Source organism: Actinomadura sp. KC06 (genome assembly GCF_004348735.1).
GTDB lineage: Bacteria > Actinomycetota > Actinomycetes > Streptosporangiales > Streptosporangiaceae > Spirillospora.
This window is the reverse complement of record NZ_SMKT01000107.1, coordinates 1-17745: the sequence shown is the minus strand read 5'-3', so window position 1 is coordinate 17745 and position 17745 is coordinate 1. Positions and strand designations below refer to the sequence as shown.

General features: G+C 72.0%; 18 protein-coding genes. 12 read left to right on the top strand and 6 right to left on the bottom strand.

Going from position 1 to position 17745, the window contains the following annotated elements:
• Positions 1 to 200 precede the first annotated feature (200 nt).
• The 5 genes from E1287_RS28705 (at position 201) to E1287_RS28685 (ending at position 6939) form a co-directional block, all read left to right on the top strand.
• Positions 201 to 1802 carry an alpha/beta hydrolase gene (locus tag E1287_RS28705; protein WP_243719499.1) on the top strand — a complete coding sequence of 534 codons (1602 nt, stop codon included), beginning with the start codon at positions 201 to 203 and terminating at the stop codon, positions 1800 to 1802.
• A 185-nt stretch (positions 1803 to 1987) separates the two neighbouring features.
• On the top strand, positions 1988 to 3601 hold the full coding sequence (locus E1287_RS28700; protein ID WP_243719498.1) for an alpha/beta hydrolase: 1614 nt from the start codon (positions 1988 to 1990) through the stop codon (positions 3599 to 3601).
• A 143-nt stretch (positions 3602 to 3744) separates the two neighbouring features.
• On the top strand, positions 3745 to 4587 hold the full coding sequence (locus tag E1287_RS28695; RefSeq protein ID WP_131968251.1) for a GNAT family N-acetyltransferase: 843 nt from the start codon (positions 3745 to 3747) through the stop codon (positions 4585 to 4587).
• Between the two features lie 90 nt (positions 4588 to 4677).
• On the top strand, positions 4678 to 5781 hold the full coding sequence (locus E1287_RS28690; RefSeq protein ID WP_131968229.1) for a helix-turn-helix transcriptional regulator: 1104 nt from the start codon (positions 4678 to 4680) through the stop codon (positions 5779 to 5781).
• 249 nt (positions 5782 to 6030) lie between these two features.
• Positions 6031 to 6939 carry a hypothetical protein gene (locus E1287_RS28685; protein WP_131968227.1) on the top strand — a complete coding sequence of 303 codons (909 nt, stop codon included), beginning with the start codon at positions 6031 to 6033 and terminating at the stop codon, positions 6937 to 6939.
• 61 nt (positions 6940 to 7000) lie between these two features.
• On the opposite strand, the gene E1287_RS28680 is transcribed toward E1287_RS28685, so the two are convergent.
• Both E1287_RS28680 and E1287_RS28675 read right to left on the bottom strand, forming a co-directional pair.
• Positions 7001 to 7402 (bottom strand): DUF3037 domain-containing protein, encoded by a 402-nt coding sequence (locus E1287_RS28680; RefSeq protein WP_131968225.1) that lies wholly within the window; start codon positions 7400 to 7402, stop codon positions 7001 to 7003.
• Entirely contained in the window at positions 7399 to 8181 is a 783-nt protein-coding gene (locus E1287_RS28675; protein WP_131968223.1) for a HipA family kinase, read from the bottom strand. The genes E1287_RS28680 and E1287_RS28675 overlap by 4 nt, the downstream gene beginning before the upstream one ends.
• A gap of 43 nt (positions 8182 to 8224) precedes the next feature.
• Between E1287_RS28675 and E1287_RS28670 the strand changes: the two genes are divergently transcribed.
• Entirely contained in the window at positions 8225 to 8908 is a 684-nt protein-coding gene (locus tag E1287_RS28670; protein WP_131968221.1) for a cyclase family protein, read from the top strand.
• Positions 8909 to 8923: 15 nt separating this feature from the next.
• Here E1287_RS28670 and E1287_RS28665 read toward each other — a convergent pair whose 3' ends face one another.
• Together E1287_RS28665 and E1287_RS44970 are read right to left on the bottom strand one after the other, a co-directional pair.
• Complete coding sequence (locus E1287_RS28665; protein ID WP_131968219.1) at positions 8924 to 10174, bottom strand: amidohydrolase; 1251 nt, start codon at positions 10172 to 10174, stop codon at positions 8924 to 8926.
• Entirely contained in the window at positions 10171 to 10518 is a 348-nt protein-coding gene (locus E1287_RS44970) for a TRIC cation channel family protein (RefSeq protein ID WP_207934519.1), read from the bottom strand. Before E1287_RS44970 ends, E1287_RS28665 begins: the two co-directional genes overlap by 4 nt.
• A gap of 509 nt (positions 10519 to 11027) precedes the next feature.
• Between E1287_RS44970 and E1287_RS28655 the strand changes: the two genes are divergently transcribed.
• Positions 11028 to 11777: a protein phosphatase 2C domain-containing protein gene (locus tag E1287_RS28655; RefSeq protein ID WP_243719497.1), complete on the top strand. Its 750-nt coding sequence runs from the start codon at positions 11028 to 11030 to the stop codon at positions 11775 to 11777.
• A gap of 81 nt (positions 11778 to 11858) precedes the next feature.
• Positions 11859 to 12683 carry a TIGR03619 family F420-dependent LLM class oxidoreductase gene (locus E1287_RS28650; protein WP_131968217.1) on the top strand — a complete coding sequence of 275 codons (825 nt, stop codon included), beginning with the start codon at positions 11859 to 11861 and terminating at the stop codon, positions 12681 to 12683.
• Between the two features lie 37 nt (positions 12684 to 12720).
• On the opposite strand, the gene E1287_RS28645 is transcribed toward E1287_RS28650, so the two are convergent.
• Positions 12721 to 13290 (bottom strand): DUF4870 domain-containing protein, encoded by a 570-nt coding sequence (locus E1287_RS28645; RefSeq protein ID WP_131968215.1) that lies wholly within the window; start codon positions 13288 to 13290, stop codon positions 12721 to 12723.
• A gap of 171 nt (positions 13291 to 13461) precedes the next feature.
• On the opposite strand from E1287_RS28645, the gene E1287_RS28640 reads away from it, so the two are divergent.
• Both E1287_RS28640 and E1287_RS28635 read left to right on the top strand, forming a co-directional pair.
• Positions 13462 to 14403, top strand: a complete 942-nt coding sequence (locus E1287_RS28640; RefSeq protein WP_131968213.1) for a hypothetical protein — start codon at positions 13462 to 13464, stop codon at positions 14401 to 14403.
• Between the two features lie 141 nt (positions 14404 to 14544).
• Positions 14545 to 15198: a PaaI family thioesterase gene (locus tag E1287_RS28635; protein WP_131968211.1), complete on the top strand. Its 654-nt coding sequence runs from the start codon at positions 14545 to 14547 to the stop codon at positions 15196 to 15198.
• Positions 15199 to 15217: 19 nt separating this feature from the next.
• Here E1287_RS28635 and E1287_RS28630 read toward each other — a convergent pair whose 3' ends face one another.
• Positions 15218 to 15736: a hypothetical protein gene (locus E1287_RS28630; protein WP_131968209.1), complete on the bottom strand. Its 519-nt coding sequence runs from the start codon at positions 15734 to 15736 to the stop codon at positions 15218 to 15220.
• Positions 15737 to 15763: 27 nt separating this feature from the next.
• On the opposite strand from E1287_RS28630, the gene E1287_RS28625 reads away from it, so the two are divergent.
• Both E1287_RS28625 and E1287_RS28620 read left to right on the top strand, forming a co-directional pair.
• Entirely contained in the window at positions 15764 to 16450 is a 687-nt protein-coding gene (locus E1287_RS28625; RefSeq protein WP_207934518.1) for a response regulator transcription factor, read from the top strand.
• Positions 16447 to 17745, top strand: a 1299-nt coding sequence (locus tag E1287_RS28620; protein ID WP_131968207.1) for a HAMP domain-containing sensor histidine kinase, incomplete at its 3' end; no start/stop codon positions are given. The genes E1287_RS28625 and E1287_RS28620, both read left to right, overlap by 4 nt.

Sequence of the window (17745 nt, the reverse complement as noted above, 5' to 3'; positions counted from 1 at the left end):
CAACATCACGAAGTTCCGCTGATCTTGTCACGATTCCGCATCCACTCAGGCCGGGCTCTGCCGCCATAACCGACATAGCCGCCAGAATCTCCCACGCAGTTCGCAACCGTTATGCATCGGCGTGGCTCCCCCCACCCGCGTCCGGCCCCCCCTGGGCACCCGCGTCCGGGCATCCGGAGCCGCCGATCTGAGGGGGTCAGGTGAAAAGGATTCTTCTCGTCACGGCCACGATGGTCGTGGCGGCCGGCGGCACCATCGCCGCCGTGTCCGCGAGCGCGGACGGCGGGCGGTCGAGCGCCGCCACGGTCGCGGCCACGGGCATCGACTGGGGGAAGTGCGAGGTCAGCGGCCCGGACGACCCGATGAACAACGCGCAGTGCGCCAAGGTCGAGGTCCCCCTCGACTACGACCGGCCGAACGGCCGCAAGATCTCCATCGCGGTGTCGCGGTTCAAGCACACCGACGAGAAGAACTACCAGGGCGTCCTGTTCGTGAACCCGGGCGGGCCCGGCGGCTCCGGGCTGGCCTACGCGCCCGCGCTCGCGCGCTGGATCGGCGGCGCCGGGCACCCCGAGGTCGCCGCCAAATACGACATCATCGGCTTCGACCCCCGCGGCGTCGGGTCCAGCACGCCCCAGCTGAGCTGCGACCCGCACTACTCCGACCCGATCCGTCCGGACTACGTCCCCGGTTCGTGGAAGGAGGAGCAGGCCTGGATCGCCAAGTCCAAGAAGTACGCGCAGGACTGCACCGAGAAGTTCGGCTGGCTGCTGCCGCACATGCGCACCACCGACGCCGCGCGCGACGTCGACGCGATCCGCGCCGCGCTCGGCCAGAAGCAGATCAGCTGGTACGGCTTCTCCTACGGCACCTACTTCGGCGCCACCTACGCCACGCTCTTCCCCAGCCGCGTGAAGCGGATGGTGATGGACGGCAACGTCAACCCGAAGAACATCTGGTACGACTCCCAGCTCGAACAGGACAAGGCGTTCGAGCGCAACATGAAGTCCTGGTGGGCCTGGACCGCCAAGTGGGACTCGGTCTTCCACCTCGGCACGACCGGGAAGGCCGTCGAGGCCAAGTACTACGAGGTCCGCGCCGCGGCGAAGAAGTCCCCGATCGCCGGGAAGATCGGCCCGGACGAGCTGGACGACATCGTCCTGTCCGCCGGCTACAACACGGGCTTCTACATCCCGTTCGCGCAGATCCTCTCCCAGTGGGTCAACGGCAAGGACCCGGCGGGCCTGCTCGACTGGCTCAACCCGGGCGGCGACGACAACGGCTTCGCCGTCTACAACGCCGTCCAGGCCGCGGACGCCAAGTGGCCGCGCAACTGGAACAAGTGGCACAACGACGCCGTGCGGCTCTACAAGCAGGGCTACCGGTTCAACACGTGGAGCAACGTCTGGTACAACGCCCCGGTCGCGTTCTGGCCGTTCAGCGGCGGGCCGGAGTTCAGGCTGAAGGGCGACCGGCGCCTGCCGGGCATGCTGCTCGTCCAGTCCACGGAGGACGGGGCGACGCCGGTCGAGGGCGGGCTGGAAATGCACAAGGTCTTCCCGTCCTCGCGCCTGGTGTTCGAGCTCGGCGGCAAGACGCACTCCAACACCCTCAACGGCAACGCGTGCCTCGACGACAAGGTCGCCGCGTACCTCGACACGGGTGCGCTGCCGGGCAGCCGCCGCGGCCCGGACGCCTACTGCAAGGCCCTTCCGGAGCTGAACGACCCGGACCCGACGGCCATGCGCACCAAGGTCGCCGGACCAACCTCGGGCAAGGACCTCCCGGTCGGACGCCCATAACGAGCTGAACGCATAGCTCGCTGAACGCACGGCACGCTGAATCGTGGCGTGTCCCCGGTCCCGAACCGGCGGGCACGCCACGATTCATTTCGTGACGCCCTTTGACGGGACACGCCCCATTCGGTCAGGAATCGCGCGATACCAGGTTCGCGCTGGTCACGGCGTCCCTCCGATAGAAATCCGGAGTGCTGAACGACGCTGGAATCAGGGCCGCGGCCGGGACGGCCGCCGCCGCAGTCACGCTCGGGGTCGCGGCGCTGGGAACACCCGCCGCGTTGGGAACACCCGCCGAGGCGAGTCCCAGGCCCGCGCCGAGGCCCGCCGGGCTCGCCTGGAAGTCCTGCCCCGCCGACGACCCGGTGGAGGGCACCCGCCTCAAGGGCCTGCAGTGCGCGTCCCTCCGGGTGCCGCTCGACCACTCCCGCCCGCGCGGCGAGCAGATCACGCTCGAACTCACCCGCGCGCGGCACACGGCGTCCCGCTCCCAGGGCGTCGTGCTGCTGAACAGGGGCGGGCCGGGCGCGCACGGACGCGACCTGCCGGGCGTCTTCAAGAGAGCCGTGCCCGAGAAGGTCGCCGCGTCCTATGACTGGATCGGCTTCGACGCGCGCGGCGTCGGCGCCAGCAAGCCGTCGCTGATCTGCGACACGAGCTACCAGAACCCGGGCCGCGCGCGTCCGGACACCATCCCCGCGAACGCGCGGGAGGAGCGGGCGTGGACGGCCCGCGCCAAGGCCTACGCCGACGACTGCGCCAAGAAGTACCGGACGGTCCTCCCGCACATGGGCACGGCCAACTGGGCCCGCGACATGGACGAGATCCGCAAGGCCCTAGGGCAGGAGAAGCTCAACTACGTCGGCTACTCCTACGGCACCTACCTGGGCGCGGTGTACGCGACGATGTTCCCCGGACGGGTCCGCCGGATGGTGCTCGACAGCGTCGTCCGTCCGAGCGGGGTCTGGTACGAGAACAACCTCGACCAGAACGTTGCGTTCGAGAAGCGGATCCGCGCGTACTTCGCCTGGATCGCCCGGCACCACAAGACCTACCAACTCGGGAAATCTGAGCAGCGGGTCTCCGCGGCCTATGCCAAAGCGCGGGCCAGGCTGAAGGCCAAGCCCCTCGACGGGAAGATCGGGCCGTCCGAACTGGACGACATCTTCCTCGCCGACGGCTACGCCGACTACAGCTGGGCCTCGCACGCGAAGGCGCTGTCCGCGTACGTCGTCAAGAACGACGCGCGTCCGCTGCGCAAGGCGTGGCAGCCGCCCGGACGGCTCGACCAGAACAACTACGCCGTCTACAACGCCGTCCAGTGCCGCGACGCGTCCTGGCCGCGCGACTGGAGCCGCTGGCACGCCGACAGCGAGCGCCTCTACCGCGAGGGCTACCGTTTCGAGACCTGGGGCAACACCTGGTACAACGCGCCGTGCGCCTTCTGGCCGGTGGACGGCGGCCCGCCTCCGCGCGTGCAGGGCACCTCGTCGCTGCCGCCGATCCTCTTCGTCCAGGCGAGCGAGGACGCCGCCACCCCGTACGCGGGCGCGCTGGAGACGCACCGGAGGTTCCCCACGTCCAGGCTGATCGTGCAGGCCGGAGGCCGCAACCACGGCGTGGCGATGTCCGGCGACCCGTGCGTCGACCGGGCCGTCGTCGCCTACCTCGGCGACGGCCGGGTGCCCGCGAGCCGGATCGGGCCGGACGCCGAGTGCGCGGCCGGGCCCCCGCCCGAGCCCGCCAAGGGCAAGAAGCCGGGCCGCGCCGAGCGCGCCGCCTCGCCCGCTGAACCGTCCCGCTGAACCGCCCTGCCCCGCGGGGGTGGCCTCCGCAGGCTCGGGATCAAGCGTTCTCCGAGCCTGCGGAGGTGCGCGGACCTCGGACGGCATAGGCTTGTGCACGTGGTGCTTTCAGTGGTGAGGCCCGGGGGCCGGTAGCCGTGCGCATGCTGGGCTCGATCCCGGTGCGCGTGCTGGACGACCGGCACCGGGCGGAGGCCCTCGCGATCCTGGACGCCGACCCGGTGTCCAACGTGTTCGTCAGCTCCCGCGTGCACGCCGCGGGCCTCGACCCGCGCCGGCTCGGCGCCCAGATGTGGGGCTACCTGCGGGACGGCCGGCTCGTCTCGCTGTGCTACTCCGGCGCCAACCTGATCCCGGTCGCGGCGGGCCCGGAGGCCGTCCGCGCGTTCGCCGAGCGCGCCCAGGCGCAGGGGCGCCGCTGCTCGTCGATCGTCGGGCCCGTCGGCCCGGTCGGGGAGCTGTGGGAGATCCTCGCGCCGTACTGGGGGCCGCCGCGTGCCGTCCGCTCCGAGCAGCCGGTGATGGCGACCTCGGCCGTCCCGTCCGTCCCGGCCGACCCGCGGGTCCGGCGAGTTCGGATGGAGGAGTTCGACGTCGTCTACCCCGCCTGCGTGGCAATGTTCACCGAAGAGGTCGGCATCTCGCCCGACTCCGGCGACGGCGGGGTGCTCTACCGCGCCCGCGTCGCCGAGCTGATCCGCGACGGCCGCGCGTTCGCCCGCATCGAGGACGGGCGCGTCGTGTTCAAGGCCGAGATCGGCGCCGTCACCCCGCGGGCCTGCCAGGTGCAGGGCGTCTGGGTGCCGCCCGACCTGCGTGGGCAGGGCCGCGCCGCCGCCGGGATGGCCGCCGTCGTGGGGGAGGCGCTGCAGGGCGTCGCGCCGACCGTGTCGCTGTACGTGAACGACTACAACACGCGGGCGCGGGCCGTCTACCGGAGGGTCGGGTTCACCGAGATCGGCTCGTTCATGTCGATCCTGTTTTGAACCCGTCCGGTACGGCCAACCGACTTGTCATTGCCTGCCTGGTATGTCCCGATCTATGAATCGGGCTTCCGGGACGGGTACCATCCGGCCGTGGAATTCGCCGGGGCGTTACGGCAGGCCATCCAGGCCAGCGGTCTCACCCTGGAACGAATACGGCACCGGCTGGGCCGGCGCGGCCTCACGGTCAGCGTCGCCACGCTGAGCTACTGGCAGCGCGGCCGGAGCCGTCCGCGGTCCCGGACCGTCGTCGTCGCGCTCGAAGAGATCCTGCAGGTCCCGCCGGGGACGCTGACCGAATTGCTGGACGATCCCGCGCCCACCGCGACCCCCGTCCGCGGCGGTCTGACGGCCGGTTCGCCCGGCCCCGGCGAGCGCGGCCGGCCGGTGCGGGACCTGTGGCCCGACCCCGAGCAGTACGCGAGCCTCATCGGGCAGCTCGACCGGTCGGGCGACCACCGGCTCGAACGGCTGAGCATCCACGACGTCTTCCGGCTGGACGAGGTCCACCGGACCTGGACGCTGTCGGTGCGCACCGTCCTGCGGGCGGCGGGCGACGACATCGACCGGGTGGTGTGCGTCCACCAGACGAGCGTCGTCCAGCAGCCCGGCAACGCCGGAGTCGCCGCGGGGAGCACCGGCTTCGCCGCGGGCAACGCCGGGAACTCCGAGGCGCCCGGGATCGTCGGGCTGACCGAGCTCGCTGCGAGCCCCGGGAGCCCGGGGAGCGCCGGCAACCCCGGAAACGGCGGCAACGTCGCCGACCACGAGCCGGACGGCGCCGCCGGGGTCGACTCGGCCCCCGCCGCCGGCGGGACCGCCGGGCTCGCGGAGGTGCGGTACTGCCGCCCCGGACGCATCCGGGCCGAAGGCGGCCTTGTGGCGTTCGAGCTCGTCTTCGACCGCGTGCTGTCCGCGGGCGACACCGCCGTCGTCGAGTACGAGCTCGGGCCCATCGAGGAGCCCGCCTACGACAGCTACGACCGGCGGTTCTCCCATCCCGTCCACGACTACGTCGCCATCATCCAGTTCGACGGGGAGCGGCTCCCGGCGCGCTGCTACGGCTTCACCGCCGAGAGCTCGCAGTCGCCGCGGCAGCGGCTCGGCGAACTGTGGATCGGCACGTCGGGAAGCGCGAACATCGCGGTCGGCGCCGTTCGACGCGGCATCGTCGGGATTGAATGGGAGTGGCATTGACGCACGGTGCCGAGTTCGACGCTGTGAACGTGTCCGCGAAATACATGACCGGCGGGCCATACGGAGCTACACTCCATGAACCCCGCGTTTCCACCGGGTGTACTTCCCGGGCTCAGGCCCGGGGAGAGACGTCAAAAGTTGCCTGTTGGCATGGGGCCACGGGGGGCTTACAGTGAGCGCTGAAGTTGCAATTGCAGTTGTCAAGGCCGTTGTGCGGGGGCCGGCCGGAGATGATCCGGAGGCCGAACAGTGCAGAGTGTCGCAGAAGACGATCTCCTACAGGTCTTGCAGTACGGGCCGTTCAACGTCGCCCTGCACGCGGCGATCCAGGCCCGCGGGCTCAGCCTCGACTCGCTGCGCCGCCGCCTGGACGAGCAGGGCATCGCCGTCAGCCTGTCCACGCTGAGCTACTGGCAGCGCGGCCGGACCCGGCCCGAGCGCGCCGACTCGATGCGCGCCGTCCGCGGTCTCGAAGTCATCCTCGAACTGCCGCGCCATTCGCTGCTGACCCTGCTCAAGCCCACCGCTGAACGCGCCACCGGGCCGTGGCTGCCGGTGGAGGAGCTGTGCCCCGAGCCGGGCGTCCGCGACCTGCTGGACGAGATCGGCGACCGCGGGGAGCGGCAGCTCACCGGGCTGAGCATGCACGACCAGTACCTCATCGGCCGGCGCCGCGAGCTCCACGAGGTCCGCGTCCGCGCCGTCTTCCAGGCGCAGCAGCGCGGCGTCGACCGCTGGATCGCCGTCTACCACCATCCGCAGGGCGTCCTGCCGTCGTCCAGAACGGTCCGCGGCTGCCGGTTCGGCCGCGTCCGGATGGACGAGGCGAGCGGTCTCATCGCCGCCGAGCTGCTGTTCGACCGGGCCCTCGGCCGCGGTGAGACCTACCTGCTGGAGTACGGCTTCGGGTTCGACGAGGCCAGCCCGCCGGCGAACGAGGAGGGACGCGGATTCCGCGCCCCGCAGCACGAATACCTGATCGAGATCCGGTTCCACCCGTCCGCCCTTCCCGCCCGCTGTTACCGGACGTGGCGGCCGGACGGCCACACCGCGCTCAAGGATTCGGCTGACCTGCGGTTGTCCAGTTACCACAGCGTCCATTTCATCGAGTTCGGCATGGCCGCCGGTTATCACGGCATCCGCTGGGAGTGGGATTGACCGTTCTCCGCTTCTCGGCCGGCGCGTTTCCCGGCCAGCCGAGTGCGGATTCTGTTCAGCGTCATTTAACAAGCAGATTCAACAGGCGTTCCAGTTCGGCCGCCGGGTTTTCAGTCAGGCCCGCGTGAACCGGGCCCGGCTGAACGATCGTGCTTCGCGGTGCGGTCAGCCAGCGGAAGCGGGTGCCGGGCGGCTCCTTCGCCGCCTGGCCCGCGCGCTCGCCGCCGCAGCAGACGGCGTACACGGCCCGGAGCGCGGCGCGGACGCCCTCGACGTTCAGCAGCGGGTCCAGGGCGAGCAGGCGCTGCTCGTCCAGATGGGTGCGGCAGCCGAGGTAGTCGCGGGCGCGGCAGTACACCACCACGCCCACGTTCATCGCCTCGCCGCGTTCGACGCGCGGGACGATCCGCAGCGTCGCGTACTCGAAGATCGCCGGCTCGGCCGCCGTCCTGAGGTTGCTCATCGGGTGCCGCCCTGCCGGCCGGCGGTCTCCAGGTCGGGCAGCCAGTCGCGCGGCTTGGCGGCGCGGGGCAGCAGGATGTCGACGTAGGCGTCGCGCAGGGCCTGCGGGCCGGTGAAACCGGGCTCGCCGTCCAGCCAGACGTCGGGCACCAGGGCGGTCACCTCGCGCAGCAGGCCCTCCGTGATCTTCGGGGCGAGGTCGGCCTCGGCGGCCTCCAGCCGGGTCGCGTACGGGGTGAGGACGTGGTCGTCCACGTCGTACGGGCCGGAGAACAGCCGGGTCGCGTTCTTCCAGGCGTGGTGGAAGATGAGGGTCGCGCCGTGGTCGATCAGCCACACGTCGCCGTGCCAGACCAGCATGTTCGGGTTCCGCCAGCTCCGGTCCACATTCCCGGTGAACGCGTCGAACCACAGCACGCGGGACGCGAAGTCGGGGTCGGGGCGCCAGCCGAGCGGGTCGAACCCGAGCGAACCGGGCAGGAAGTCGACGCCGAGGTTCCAGCCGGGGCTCGCCTTCAGCAGGTCCTGCACGTCGGGGTCGGGCTCGTGGCGTCCGATGGCCGGGTCGAGGTCGATGAGCACCTGGTCGGGGACCCGGAAGCCGAGCCGGCGCGCCAGCTCACCGGTGATCACCTCGGCGATCAGCGCCTTGCGGCCCTGCCCGGCGCCGTGGAACTTCATGACGTAGGTCCCGAGGTCGTCGGCTTCGACGACGCCCGGCAGCGACCCGCCCTCGCGCAGCGGCGTCACGTAGCGGATGGCTGTCACATGAGGCAACACATCGCAACGCTATCGGGTGAACGCACTCGGGATAATCGAAACCATGGGCGTTGAACTGCTCGATCTGTCGGTGCCGATCGCCACCGGGATGCCGGTGTATCCGGGCGATCCGGAGGTGGAGGCCGTCCCGGCCCTGACGGTCGCCGGGTCGGGTGTGAACGTCCTGCGCCTGCACCTGGGGTCGCAGTCCGGGACGCACGTGGACGCCCCCTTCCACATCGACGACTCCCTGCCGCGCCTGGACGAGCTTCCCCTCTCCCGCTTCACCGGCCCCGCCGTGGTGATGGACGCCCGCGGTCTGCCTCCGCGGACGCCCATCGGCCCGGAACTGCTGCCCGGCGGACTCGGCCTGGGAGTCGTCCTGCTGATCGCGACGGGCTGGTCGGCGCACTGGGGCGGCGACGGCTATTCGGCCCATCCGTATCCGGCCGTCGAGACCGCGAAGGCGATCGTCGCGGCCGGTGTCCGGACGGTCGCGATCGACGCCTTGAGCGTCGACCGAACGCCGCCGCCGGGCGCCGACGATTTCTCGCTGGCGGCCCATCGCGTCCTGTGCGGTGCCGGTGCGGTGATCGGCGAGAACCTCACCGGGCTCGACCGCGTCCTCGACGCGCAGGACGCGGGCTGCGCGATCGACGTGTCGCTCTTCCCGATCGCCCTCGCGGGCGCGGACGGCGCGCCGGTCCGAGCCGTGGCGCGCGTCGACGACCGTGCCGTGCTCGTCTGAGAACCCGCTGAGCCGTCAGCCGAGCCATTCGAGCGCGGCGACGGTGAGGGCGGTGATCCCGGTGTCGATCGTCGGCTGGACGACGGGCGCGAACCTGGGGGAGTGGTTGACGGGGACGTCCCGGAGGACGGTCCCCCCTTCGACGGCCTTCGCGTACACGCCGGGGTCGACGCAGCCGATGCCCCAGTAGGCGAAGGGGGCGTCGAAGGCGTCCGGGATCAGGCTGAAGTCCTCGCTGGCCGCCAGCATTTCGATGGTGTGGAAGTCGTCGCCGAAACGCGCCTTGAAGGCGTGCGCGAGACGTCCGGCGACGTCGTCGTCGTTCACGGTCGGCGGGAACACGTTGAAACGCTCGATCTCCGGCTCTCTGGGCGCGCCGGAGGCCGCCGCCTCCGCGTTGACGCAGCGCCTGACGGCGTCGAGGACGTGCCGCCGCGTGTCCTCGTCGTAGGAGCGGATGTTCACGAGCATGACGGCGGTGTCGGGGATGACGTTGGAACTGGCACCGGCCTGGACGCTGCCCACCGTCACCACGGCGGGGGTCGTGGCGGGCAGCTCGCGGGACACGATGGTCTGGAGCCGCAGCACGCACATCGCCGCCATCACGACGGGGTCGACGGTCGCCTGCGGCATGGACCCGTGCCCGCCGCGCCCGAACAGCGTGACGCGCAGGCTGTCGGCCGCGGCGAAGAACGGGCCGGGCCGGACGCCGACGTACCCGGCCGGATAGGGCAGGACGTGCTGCGCGAACGCCACGTCCGGACGCGGAATCCTGCCGGCCAGGTCGTCGCGGACCATGGCGTCGGCCCCCGCTGAGTTCTCCTCCGAGGGCTGGAACAGCGGGACGAGCGTGCCCTGCCAGACGTCCTTGGCCTGCGCCATCAGGTGGGCGAATCCGAGCATGCAGGTCATGTGGACGTCATGTCCGCACGCGTGCATCAACGGCTGCGGACGGCCGTCCTCGTCGGTGGTGGTCGCCGTGGAGGCGTAGGGGAGCCCGGTGTCCTCCTTGACCGGCAGCGCGTCCATGTCGGCGCGGAGCAGCACGGTGGGGCCGTCCCCGTTGGAGAGGACGCCCACGACGCCCGTCCCTCCGATGCCCTCGATGACGCCGTAGCCCGACTCCCGCAGCCGCTCCGCGACCCGCGAGGCCGTGCGGTGCTCGGCGAGGCCGAGTTCCGGATGCGCGTGAAGGTCCTTGTAGAACTCCTCCAGGTGCGGGCGGACGTCGTCCAGCCCGGCGAGAACGGTGTCGGCGGCGCTCATGGCTTTTCCTTTCCTGGTTCCTCAGGGCCTTCTGTACCGGTTTGCGAGTCGCGGCGTGGCTTGACCCGGACGCTTCGCAACGCGGTGCTCGGCTCCAGTCCCAGCCCGCCGGGGAGTTGCCAGCCGCGACGGTGGGCGAGCGTCCGCAGCACCAGGCCCAGCAGGATGCCGGCCACGATCCCCACCGAGGGCGCGTCCAGGTACGAGCACAGGACGAACACACCGGCGACGGCGACGGCCACCGTCGCGTACAGGGCGTTGCCTCCCAGGACGGCCGGGACGCGTCCGCGCAGCAGGTCGCGGACGGCGCTGCCGCCGACCGCCGTGATCGTGCCCAGCAGCACCGCCGGGCAGCCAGCCGAGCCCGGCCGCCAGGGTCTTCTGCGCGCCGGTCACCGCCCAGAATCCGATGACGGCCGCGTCCAGCGGGGTGAAGAGCCGTTCCCACTGCTCCTCGTGGAGCTTGATCAGGAACGCGAGCAGGGCGCCGGCGAACGCGGTCGGCAGGTAGGCCGGGTCCGTCAGCGCGACCGGCGTGCCGTGCTGCAACAGCGTGTCGCGGATGATGCCGCCGCCGAGCCCGGAGACGGTGCCGACGACGAGGTACCCGAACAGGTCGAGCCCCTCCGCCCGCGCGACCACGCCGCCGAGCAGCCCGCACGTGAACACCCCGGCCAGGTCCAGGTAGCGCGTGACCGTGTCGATGGTCTCCGGCGACAGCCATCCGCTCACCTCGGCCCTCCCGATCCCGCGCCCTGCCGGTGGAGTGTGGGGATCAAGCGTCCCACCGGGTGTTCCTCCCCTCCGCCGCGGGCCCTCATACTGGTGGCGGCCGACAGGAGGGACGGGCGCGGTGCGGGTGTCGTGGGCGACGGATCAGGGCAGCGCCGAGCGGGGGAACGAGGACTTCGTCGCCGCGGCGGCCGGGGCCGTGGTGGTGCTGGACGGGTGCGGCCTGCCCCTCGGCACCGACCTCGGCTGCGCGCACGGGACCGCCTGGTACGCGCGATCGCTCGGCACCCGGCTGCTCGCCCGGATGCTGGACGGGATCGGGCCGCCCGCCGGTCCGCCGGTCGGCCCGCCCGAGGGCGCGCACACGCCGGGGGAGCGGCCGCTGGTCGCGCGCCTCGCCGGCGCGATCGCGGACGTGGCCGCGTCCCACCGCGCGACCTGCGACCTGCGGACGCCGGCGACACCGGCCGCGACCGTCCTGGCCCTGCGCGTGCGCGGCGATCTGGTCGACTACCTGGTGCTGGCGGACTCGACCGTCCTGCTGGACGGCAGCCACGGCGTGCAGGAGATCACGGGCGGCCACCACTACGCCGCCGCCGACCCGTCCGCGGCCGAGGCCGCGCTCACGGGAACCGTGCCGGTGGACGATCTGCGCCGCGTGTTCCTGATGACGGACGGCGCGACCCGGCTGACCGACATGTTCGGCGTCACCGACTGGGCCGGACTGGCCGCGCTCGCCGTCGACCCCGGCCCCTCCGGGCTGATCGAGTGGACCCGGGAGATAGAGCGCACCGACCCGTCCGCGCTCAAGTGGCCGCGAGGGAAGGTGCACGACGACGCGACCGTGGCCGTCTGCACCTTCCCGCACTGACCTTCACCCGCCGACCCCTACCTAGCATCTGCTTGGTTCATCGCTAAGGTGGGCCGGGCAGGGCGATGGGAGGAGGCCGCGATGCGGCTGGGGATCACGATGTTCGCGACCGACCTGACCATGGAGCCGCACGAGCTGGCCAGGGAGGCCGAGGACCGCGGGATCGCGTCCCTCTACATCCCCGAGCACACCCACATCCCCGTGTCGCGCGCCACGCCGCCCCCGACCGGGGACGAGAGCCTGCCCGAGGAGTACGCGCGGACGCTCGACCCGCTCGTCGCCCTCGCCGCGGCGGCCGCCGTCACCGAGCGGATCACGCTCGGCACCGGCATCATGCTGCCCGCGCAGCGCGAGCCGATCGTCACCGCCAAGGCCGTCGCCACGCTCGACCGGCTCGCCGGCGGACGGGTCGCGCTCGGCATCGGCTACGGCTGGAACGTCGAAGAGGGGGCTGACCACGGCGTGCCCTGGAAACGGCGGCGCGCGATGGTGCGCGAGCACGTCCTGGCCATGCGCGCCCTGTGGACGGACGACGAGGCGTCCTTCACAGGCGAGTTCGTGAACTTCGAGGCGAGCTGGTCGTGGCCGAAGCCGTCCGGGCGGGTGCCCGTGCTGCTCGGCGGCGCACCCGGCCCCACGCTGTTCGCGCACATCGCCGAATACGGCGACGGATGGCTGCCGGTCGGCGGCGCCGGAATCCGCGCCGCGCTGCCCGACCTCCGCCGGGCCTGCGAGCGGGCGGGACGTGCGACGGTGCCCGTGATCCCGTTCGGGACGGCGCCCAGCCCGCAGAAGCTCGACTACTACGCCACGCTCGGGATCGAGGAGGTCGTGCTGCGCGTGCCGTCCGCCGGGCGCGACGCCGTCCTGCCGCTGCTGGACGAGTACGCCCGCACCTACCTGTGAGCGCGGTGAGGCGCCGGAGCCGCCGTGGTCAACGGGGTCACCGGATCATCCGGAAGCAGAAGAAGGTCGGGAACTGGAAGTACTTGCCCTTTCCCGACTTCACCGCGCCCAGGATGATGAACACCCACTGCCCGATGACCAGTTCCAGGTACGGGAGGATCAGCGCCGCCAGGAACGCCGGGTTGTCGAACGCGATGGCGGGCGGCACGCAGACGGCCGCGACCGCGAGAACGTGGATCAGCAGCGTGATCTGGTAGTTCAGCGCTTGCGCCGCGTGGTAGCGGGTGAACGGCTCGGTGTTCTTCTTCACGCAGTAGATGATCAGCGGTGCGATGAAGCCGATCAGGACCATCCCGACATAGGAGAAGATCGCCCAGGTCGTCTCCTGCGGGGGCTGCTGCGGCATGCCGTACGGGACGCCGGGCGGCCCGTACCCCCAGCGCGGGTCGTACTGGCCCTCGGGCGGCGGCCCGCCGGGAGGAGGCGGCCCGCCGGGCGGTGGCTGGTCGTAAGGGGGTGCTCCCGGAGCCTGCCCGTAGGCGCCCTGATACGGCGGAGGCTGATCGGGCGGGACGTCATCGGGAGGCGGCGGGACTTTGTCCGTCACTGGTGGTTCCTTCGTTCCTTGACAGGGCTCCCGAGGGAGGTACTGCAGGAATCTATCTAAACCCGGCTCGCGGCCGTCGGCGCAGAGCGTTCTCGTCAGTTTCGCGTAATTCGGTCATTGGACCGCTACACCGAGCATGGGGCCGTTGCCGGTGCACTACGGTCACCGGACATGAAGGGCGACAAGGGCTCCGGCGGCATCGGCGGTGACGAGGGACAGCGGAACCCGTACCCGCTGCCCGGCCAGGACTGGGACCCGCCCGAGATCGATTCCCACCCCCCGATGCCCGGCGTGCCGATGTCCAAGGACGGCCCTCCGATGTTCCCGGCCGCCGGCGGGCGCCAGGCGCGGACGGGGCGGCATCGGCCCTGGCCGGCCTACCTCGTCATGGTCGTCACCTTCGTGGTCATCGTGTCCTTGGCCGTGTTCCAGATCTCCGGCCTCGGCCAGGACGACGACGATGGCGCCGGCGCGTCCACGTCATCGGCGCCGCCGCCGTCCTCGCCGGAGCCCGAACCTGTCAGCACCGTCCCGCCGAAGGTGAAGGGCTGGAGGGCCGTCAGCAGCGCCAAGTACGGGATGGCCTACGACGTCTCCAGGGCCTGGCGGATCCTGCCCACCGAGACCCTCAGCGGCTTCGACGGCCTCGACGGCAAGGAGCCGGTCATGATGAGCTCCGTGGCCACCTACCGCAAGGACGCCTGCAAGGACGGCGACACCGACTACAACCGCGGCAGCGCCGGGTTCAACCAGTACGTCGAGGGGGACGTGTCGCAGGTCGCGCGGCACGCGGCGAACAAGTGGGCGACGCACGCCTACACCGTCAAGGGCGATCCCGCGCCGGTGGTCACGCTGAGCGCGCCGAAGACCGTGAAGGTCGGACGCGGCAAGGGCGTCCATGTGCGGGCGGACGTCGTCATCAAGGCCCAGGGGAGATGCGATGCTCCGGCCGGGATCGTTCATACGGTGGCGATGCCCGGCGTCGCCCCCGGCAAGACGACGGTGTTCGTCCTGATGTCCGACCAGGGCGTCCCGGACGCCATGCCGAAGGCGGAGCTGACGAAGGTCCTCGGCAGCCTGCGGCCCAGCCAGGCGCCGAAGCCCGGCTCCTGAACGGACCGCCTCCTGAACGGACCGGCTTCTGAAATGCGGTGGAATCGACCCCGGTGTCCGGCGCATCCCGCCTCGCCTCCTAGACTCGCGTTCGGTTGATCGGGAGACGTGGGGGACGTCCCCGCAAGGAGGAGTGCGCGGGTGGAACGGGATCTGCTGGGGGAGGACGAGGTCGCGGCGCTGGCCGGGCTCGCCGACCGGGTGCGCGAGCTGGCCGAGTCCGCCGTGCTGACCGGCGCGGGCGCCGCCGAGGCCGCCGCCGTGGCGGATCAGGTCAAGGCCCTGACCGCGCGCCTCACGGCCGAGCGCAGGGAGGCGCCCCCGTTCGCCGCGTCCGGCGACATCAGGGCGGCCGCGTACGGCGGCCTCGGGGAAGGGCGCCGGATGGACCGGCAGGTCGCCAACCCCGTCACCGGACGGCTCAACCCGGTCGCGCCGCCCGTCGACCTTGAGGTCACCTCGGACGGCATCGTCCGCGGCGAGTTCACGCTCGGCCCCGTCTACGAGGGTCCGCCGTCGTACGTGCACGGCGGCGTCTCCGCGATGGTGCTCGACCAGGTCCTCGGCATGGCCGCGGCCGCCACCGGGACGCCTGGAATGACCGCGACCCTGGAGTTGCGCTACCGGCGCCCGACGCCGCTCGGCGTCCCGCTCCTCGTCGAGGCGAAGGCGAGCCGCGTCGAGGGACGGAAGGTCTACGCGGCCGGGACGATCGCCGCACCGGACGGCCGCGTCACCGTCGAGGCCACCGCGATGTTCGTCATGCCGCAGAAGTTCGTCACGTCGCGGTACTGACCGCGACCGGGGGACGGGTTCAGTACTCGTACACCTTGACCGCCGGATTCTGCCCGTACCACGACGCGATGACCGACGAGGTGCGGTCGTCGTTGAGGAAGTCGACGCGGAGCCACCCCTCGGCCTGGGTCACGCGCGTCTCGTAGCCGGGGTTGGGCGTCGCCGACACCAGCCGCACCCGGTCCTTCTCGATCGACATGGCCGCGCGCCCGCCGCGGGTGGCGTAGCTGCGCACGTTGTCCGGCGGCTTCGGGGTGGCGTCGTCGTCCCGGCCGGACGGCTCAGGAGATGGCGACGGCGACGGCCCTTCGTCCTTGCCGGCGGGCGGGCTGGCGGGTCTCGACGTCGGCAGGCCGATCGAAGTGGGCCCGGGCAGGTCGGACGGGCTGGAGTGGATGATCGGCCCGGCGATCGGCGGCGGCGCCGACCGTTCCGACACCGCGCTGCGCACCACGTCGCGGACCCCGAGCCAGGAGAGCGCCACCGCGAGCGCGGTCACCCCGGCCCAGGGGGCAACATACGACATTGCGCGACGCATGGGCACATGGTGGCATACGGTTCCGCCATGGCGAGTGTTCTGGTGGTCGAGGATGACGCGAACGTCCGGACCGCCTTGATCAGGGAGCTGAGCGTGCGCTCGCACGTCGTGCGCAGCGTCGGCACCGCGATGGACGCGCTGCGCGAGGTGACGCAGTCCCCGCCCGACGTCGTCGTCCTCGACCTCGGGCTCCCCGACCTCGACGGCGCCGAGGTGCTGAAGATGCTGCGCGGCATCTCCGACGTGCCCGTCATCATCGCGACCGCCCGCGACGACGAACCCGAGATCGTCCGGCTGCTGAACGCCGGCGCCGACGACTACCTCATCAAGCCGTTCTCCATCGAGCATCTCAGCGCCCGGCTCGCCGCCGTCCTGCGCAGGTCGGTGCGGTCCGGGCCGACGGCGGAGCTGAGCGTCGGCGGCCTGCACATCGACCTGGACCGGCGCGAGGCGACGCTGGACGGCGCGCCGCTCGAACTGACCCGCCGCGAGTTCGACCTGCTCGCCTACCTGGCCGCCCGGCCGGGACGGGTCGTGGCGCGCCGCGAACTCCTCGCCGAGGTGTGGCGGCAGGCGTACGGCGACGACCAGACCATCGACGTCCACCTGTCGTGGCTGCGCCGCAAGCTGGGCGAGACCGCCGCCGCGCCCCGCTACCTGCACACCGTGCGGGGGGTCGGGGTCCGATTGGCCGAGCCAGACCCGAGATCATGAGGCGCACCCTCGTCCTGGTGTCGCTGGCGGTCACCTCGATGGTGGCGCTGGCGTTCCTCATCCCGCTCGCGCTGACCGTCCGGGAGATCGCCCGGGACCGCGCCCTCACCACCGCCGAGCGGCAGGCCAGCGCGCTCGGCCCCGTCCTCGTCGTCACCGAGGACCCCGCCGCGCTCGAACGCGCCGTCGCCAGCACCCAGGCGGGCGCCGCCGGGCGGATGACCGTGCACATGCCGGACGGCGGGATCGTCCCGAGGAACGCCTCCCCGGACGGCGGCGCCCGCTCCGAGCAGCTCGCCGAGGCGGGACGCCGCGGCCGCTCCTACACAGCCCGCGTGGACGGCGGGTACGCGCTCCTGCAGCCGGTGTCGCTGGACGCGGGCCGCACCGCCGTCGTCGAGGTCTACCTGCCCGACGACGACCTGTCCCGCGGCGTGTGGAAGGCGTGGCTCGTCATGACGACCGTCGCCGCCGCGCTCGTCGCCGGGTCCGTCGCGGTCGCCGACCGGCTCGGCAACCGCATGATCCGCTCCACCCGCCGGCTCGCCGAGGCCGCCGGCGCGTTCGGGGACGGCGAGATGTCCGTCCGCATCGAGCCGGACGGGCCGCCCGAGCTGGTCGAGGCCGGGCTGGCGTTCAACGCGATGGCCGATCACGTCGTCCAGCTCCTGTCGGCGGAACGCGAAATGGCGGCGGACCTGTCGCACCGGCTCCGCACCCCGCTCGCCGCGCTCCGCCTCAACGTCGAGGCGCTCGGCGACGGCCCGGTCGTCGAGCAGACCCGCGAGGCCGTCGACCGCATCGAACGCGAGGTCGACCAGATCATCCGGACCGTCCGCCGGCCCACCGGGCGCGGCAGCTGCGACGCGTCCAAGGTGCTGCAGGACCGGGTCGCGTTCTGGTCCGTCCTCGCCGAGGACGAGGGACGCTCCTGCGAGCTTATCGGCGCGGAGGGCCCGGCGCCGCTCCCGCTCCCCGGCACCGAGCTGGCCGCCGCCGTGGACGCGCTGCTCGGCAACATCTTCCGGCACACGTCCGAGGGCACCGGCTTCGTCGTCACGCTCCACCAGGGGCAGGGCGTCACCGGCATCCTCGTCGCCGACGGAGGCCCCGGCATCGCCGACCCGGACGCGGCGCTGAAACGCGGCAGCAGCAGCGGCGGCTCCACCGGCCTCGGCCTGGACATCGCCCGCCGCGCCGCCGAGTCCACCGGCGGGTACCTGCGCATCCACCGCAGCGTCCTCGGCGGCGCCCAAGTGCAGATGTGGTTCCGCACAAAATGGCTCCCGCCCGCC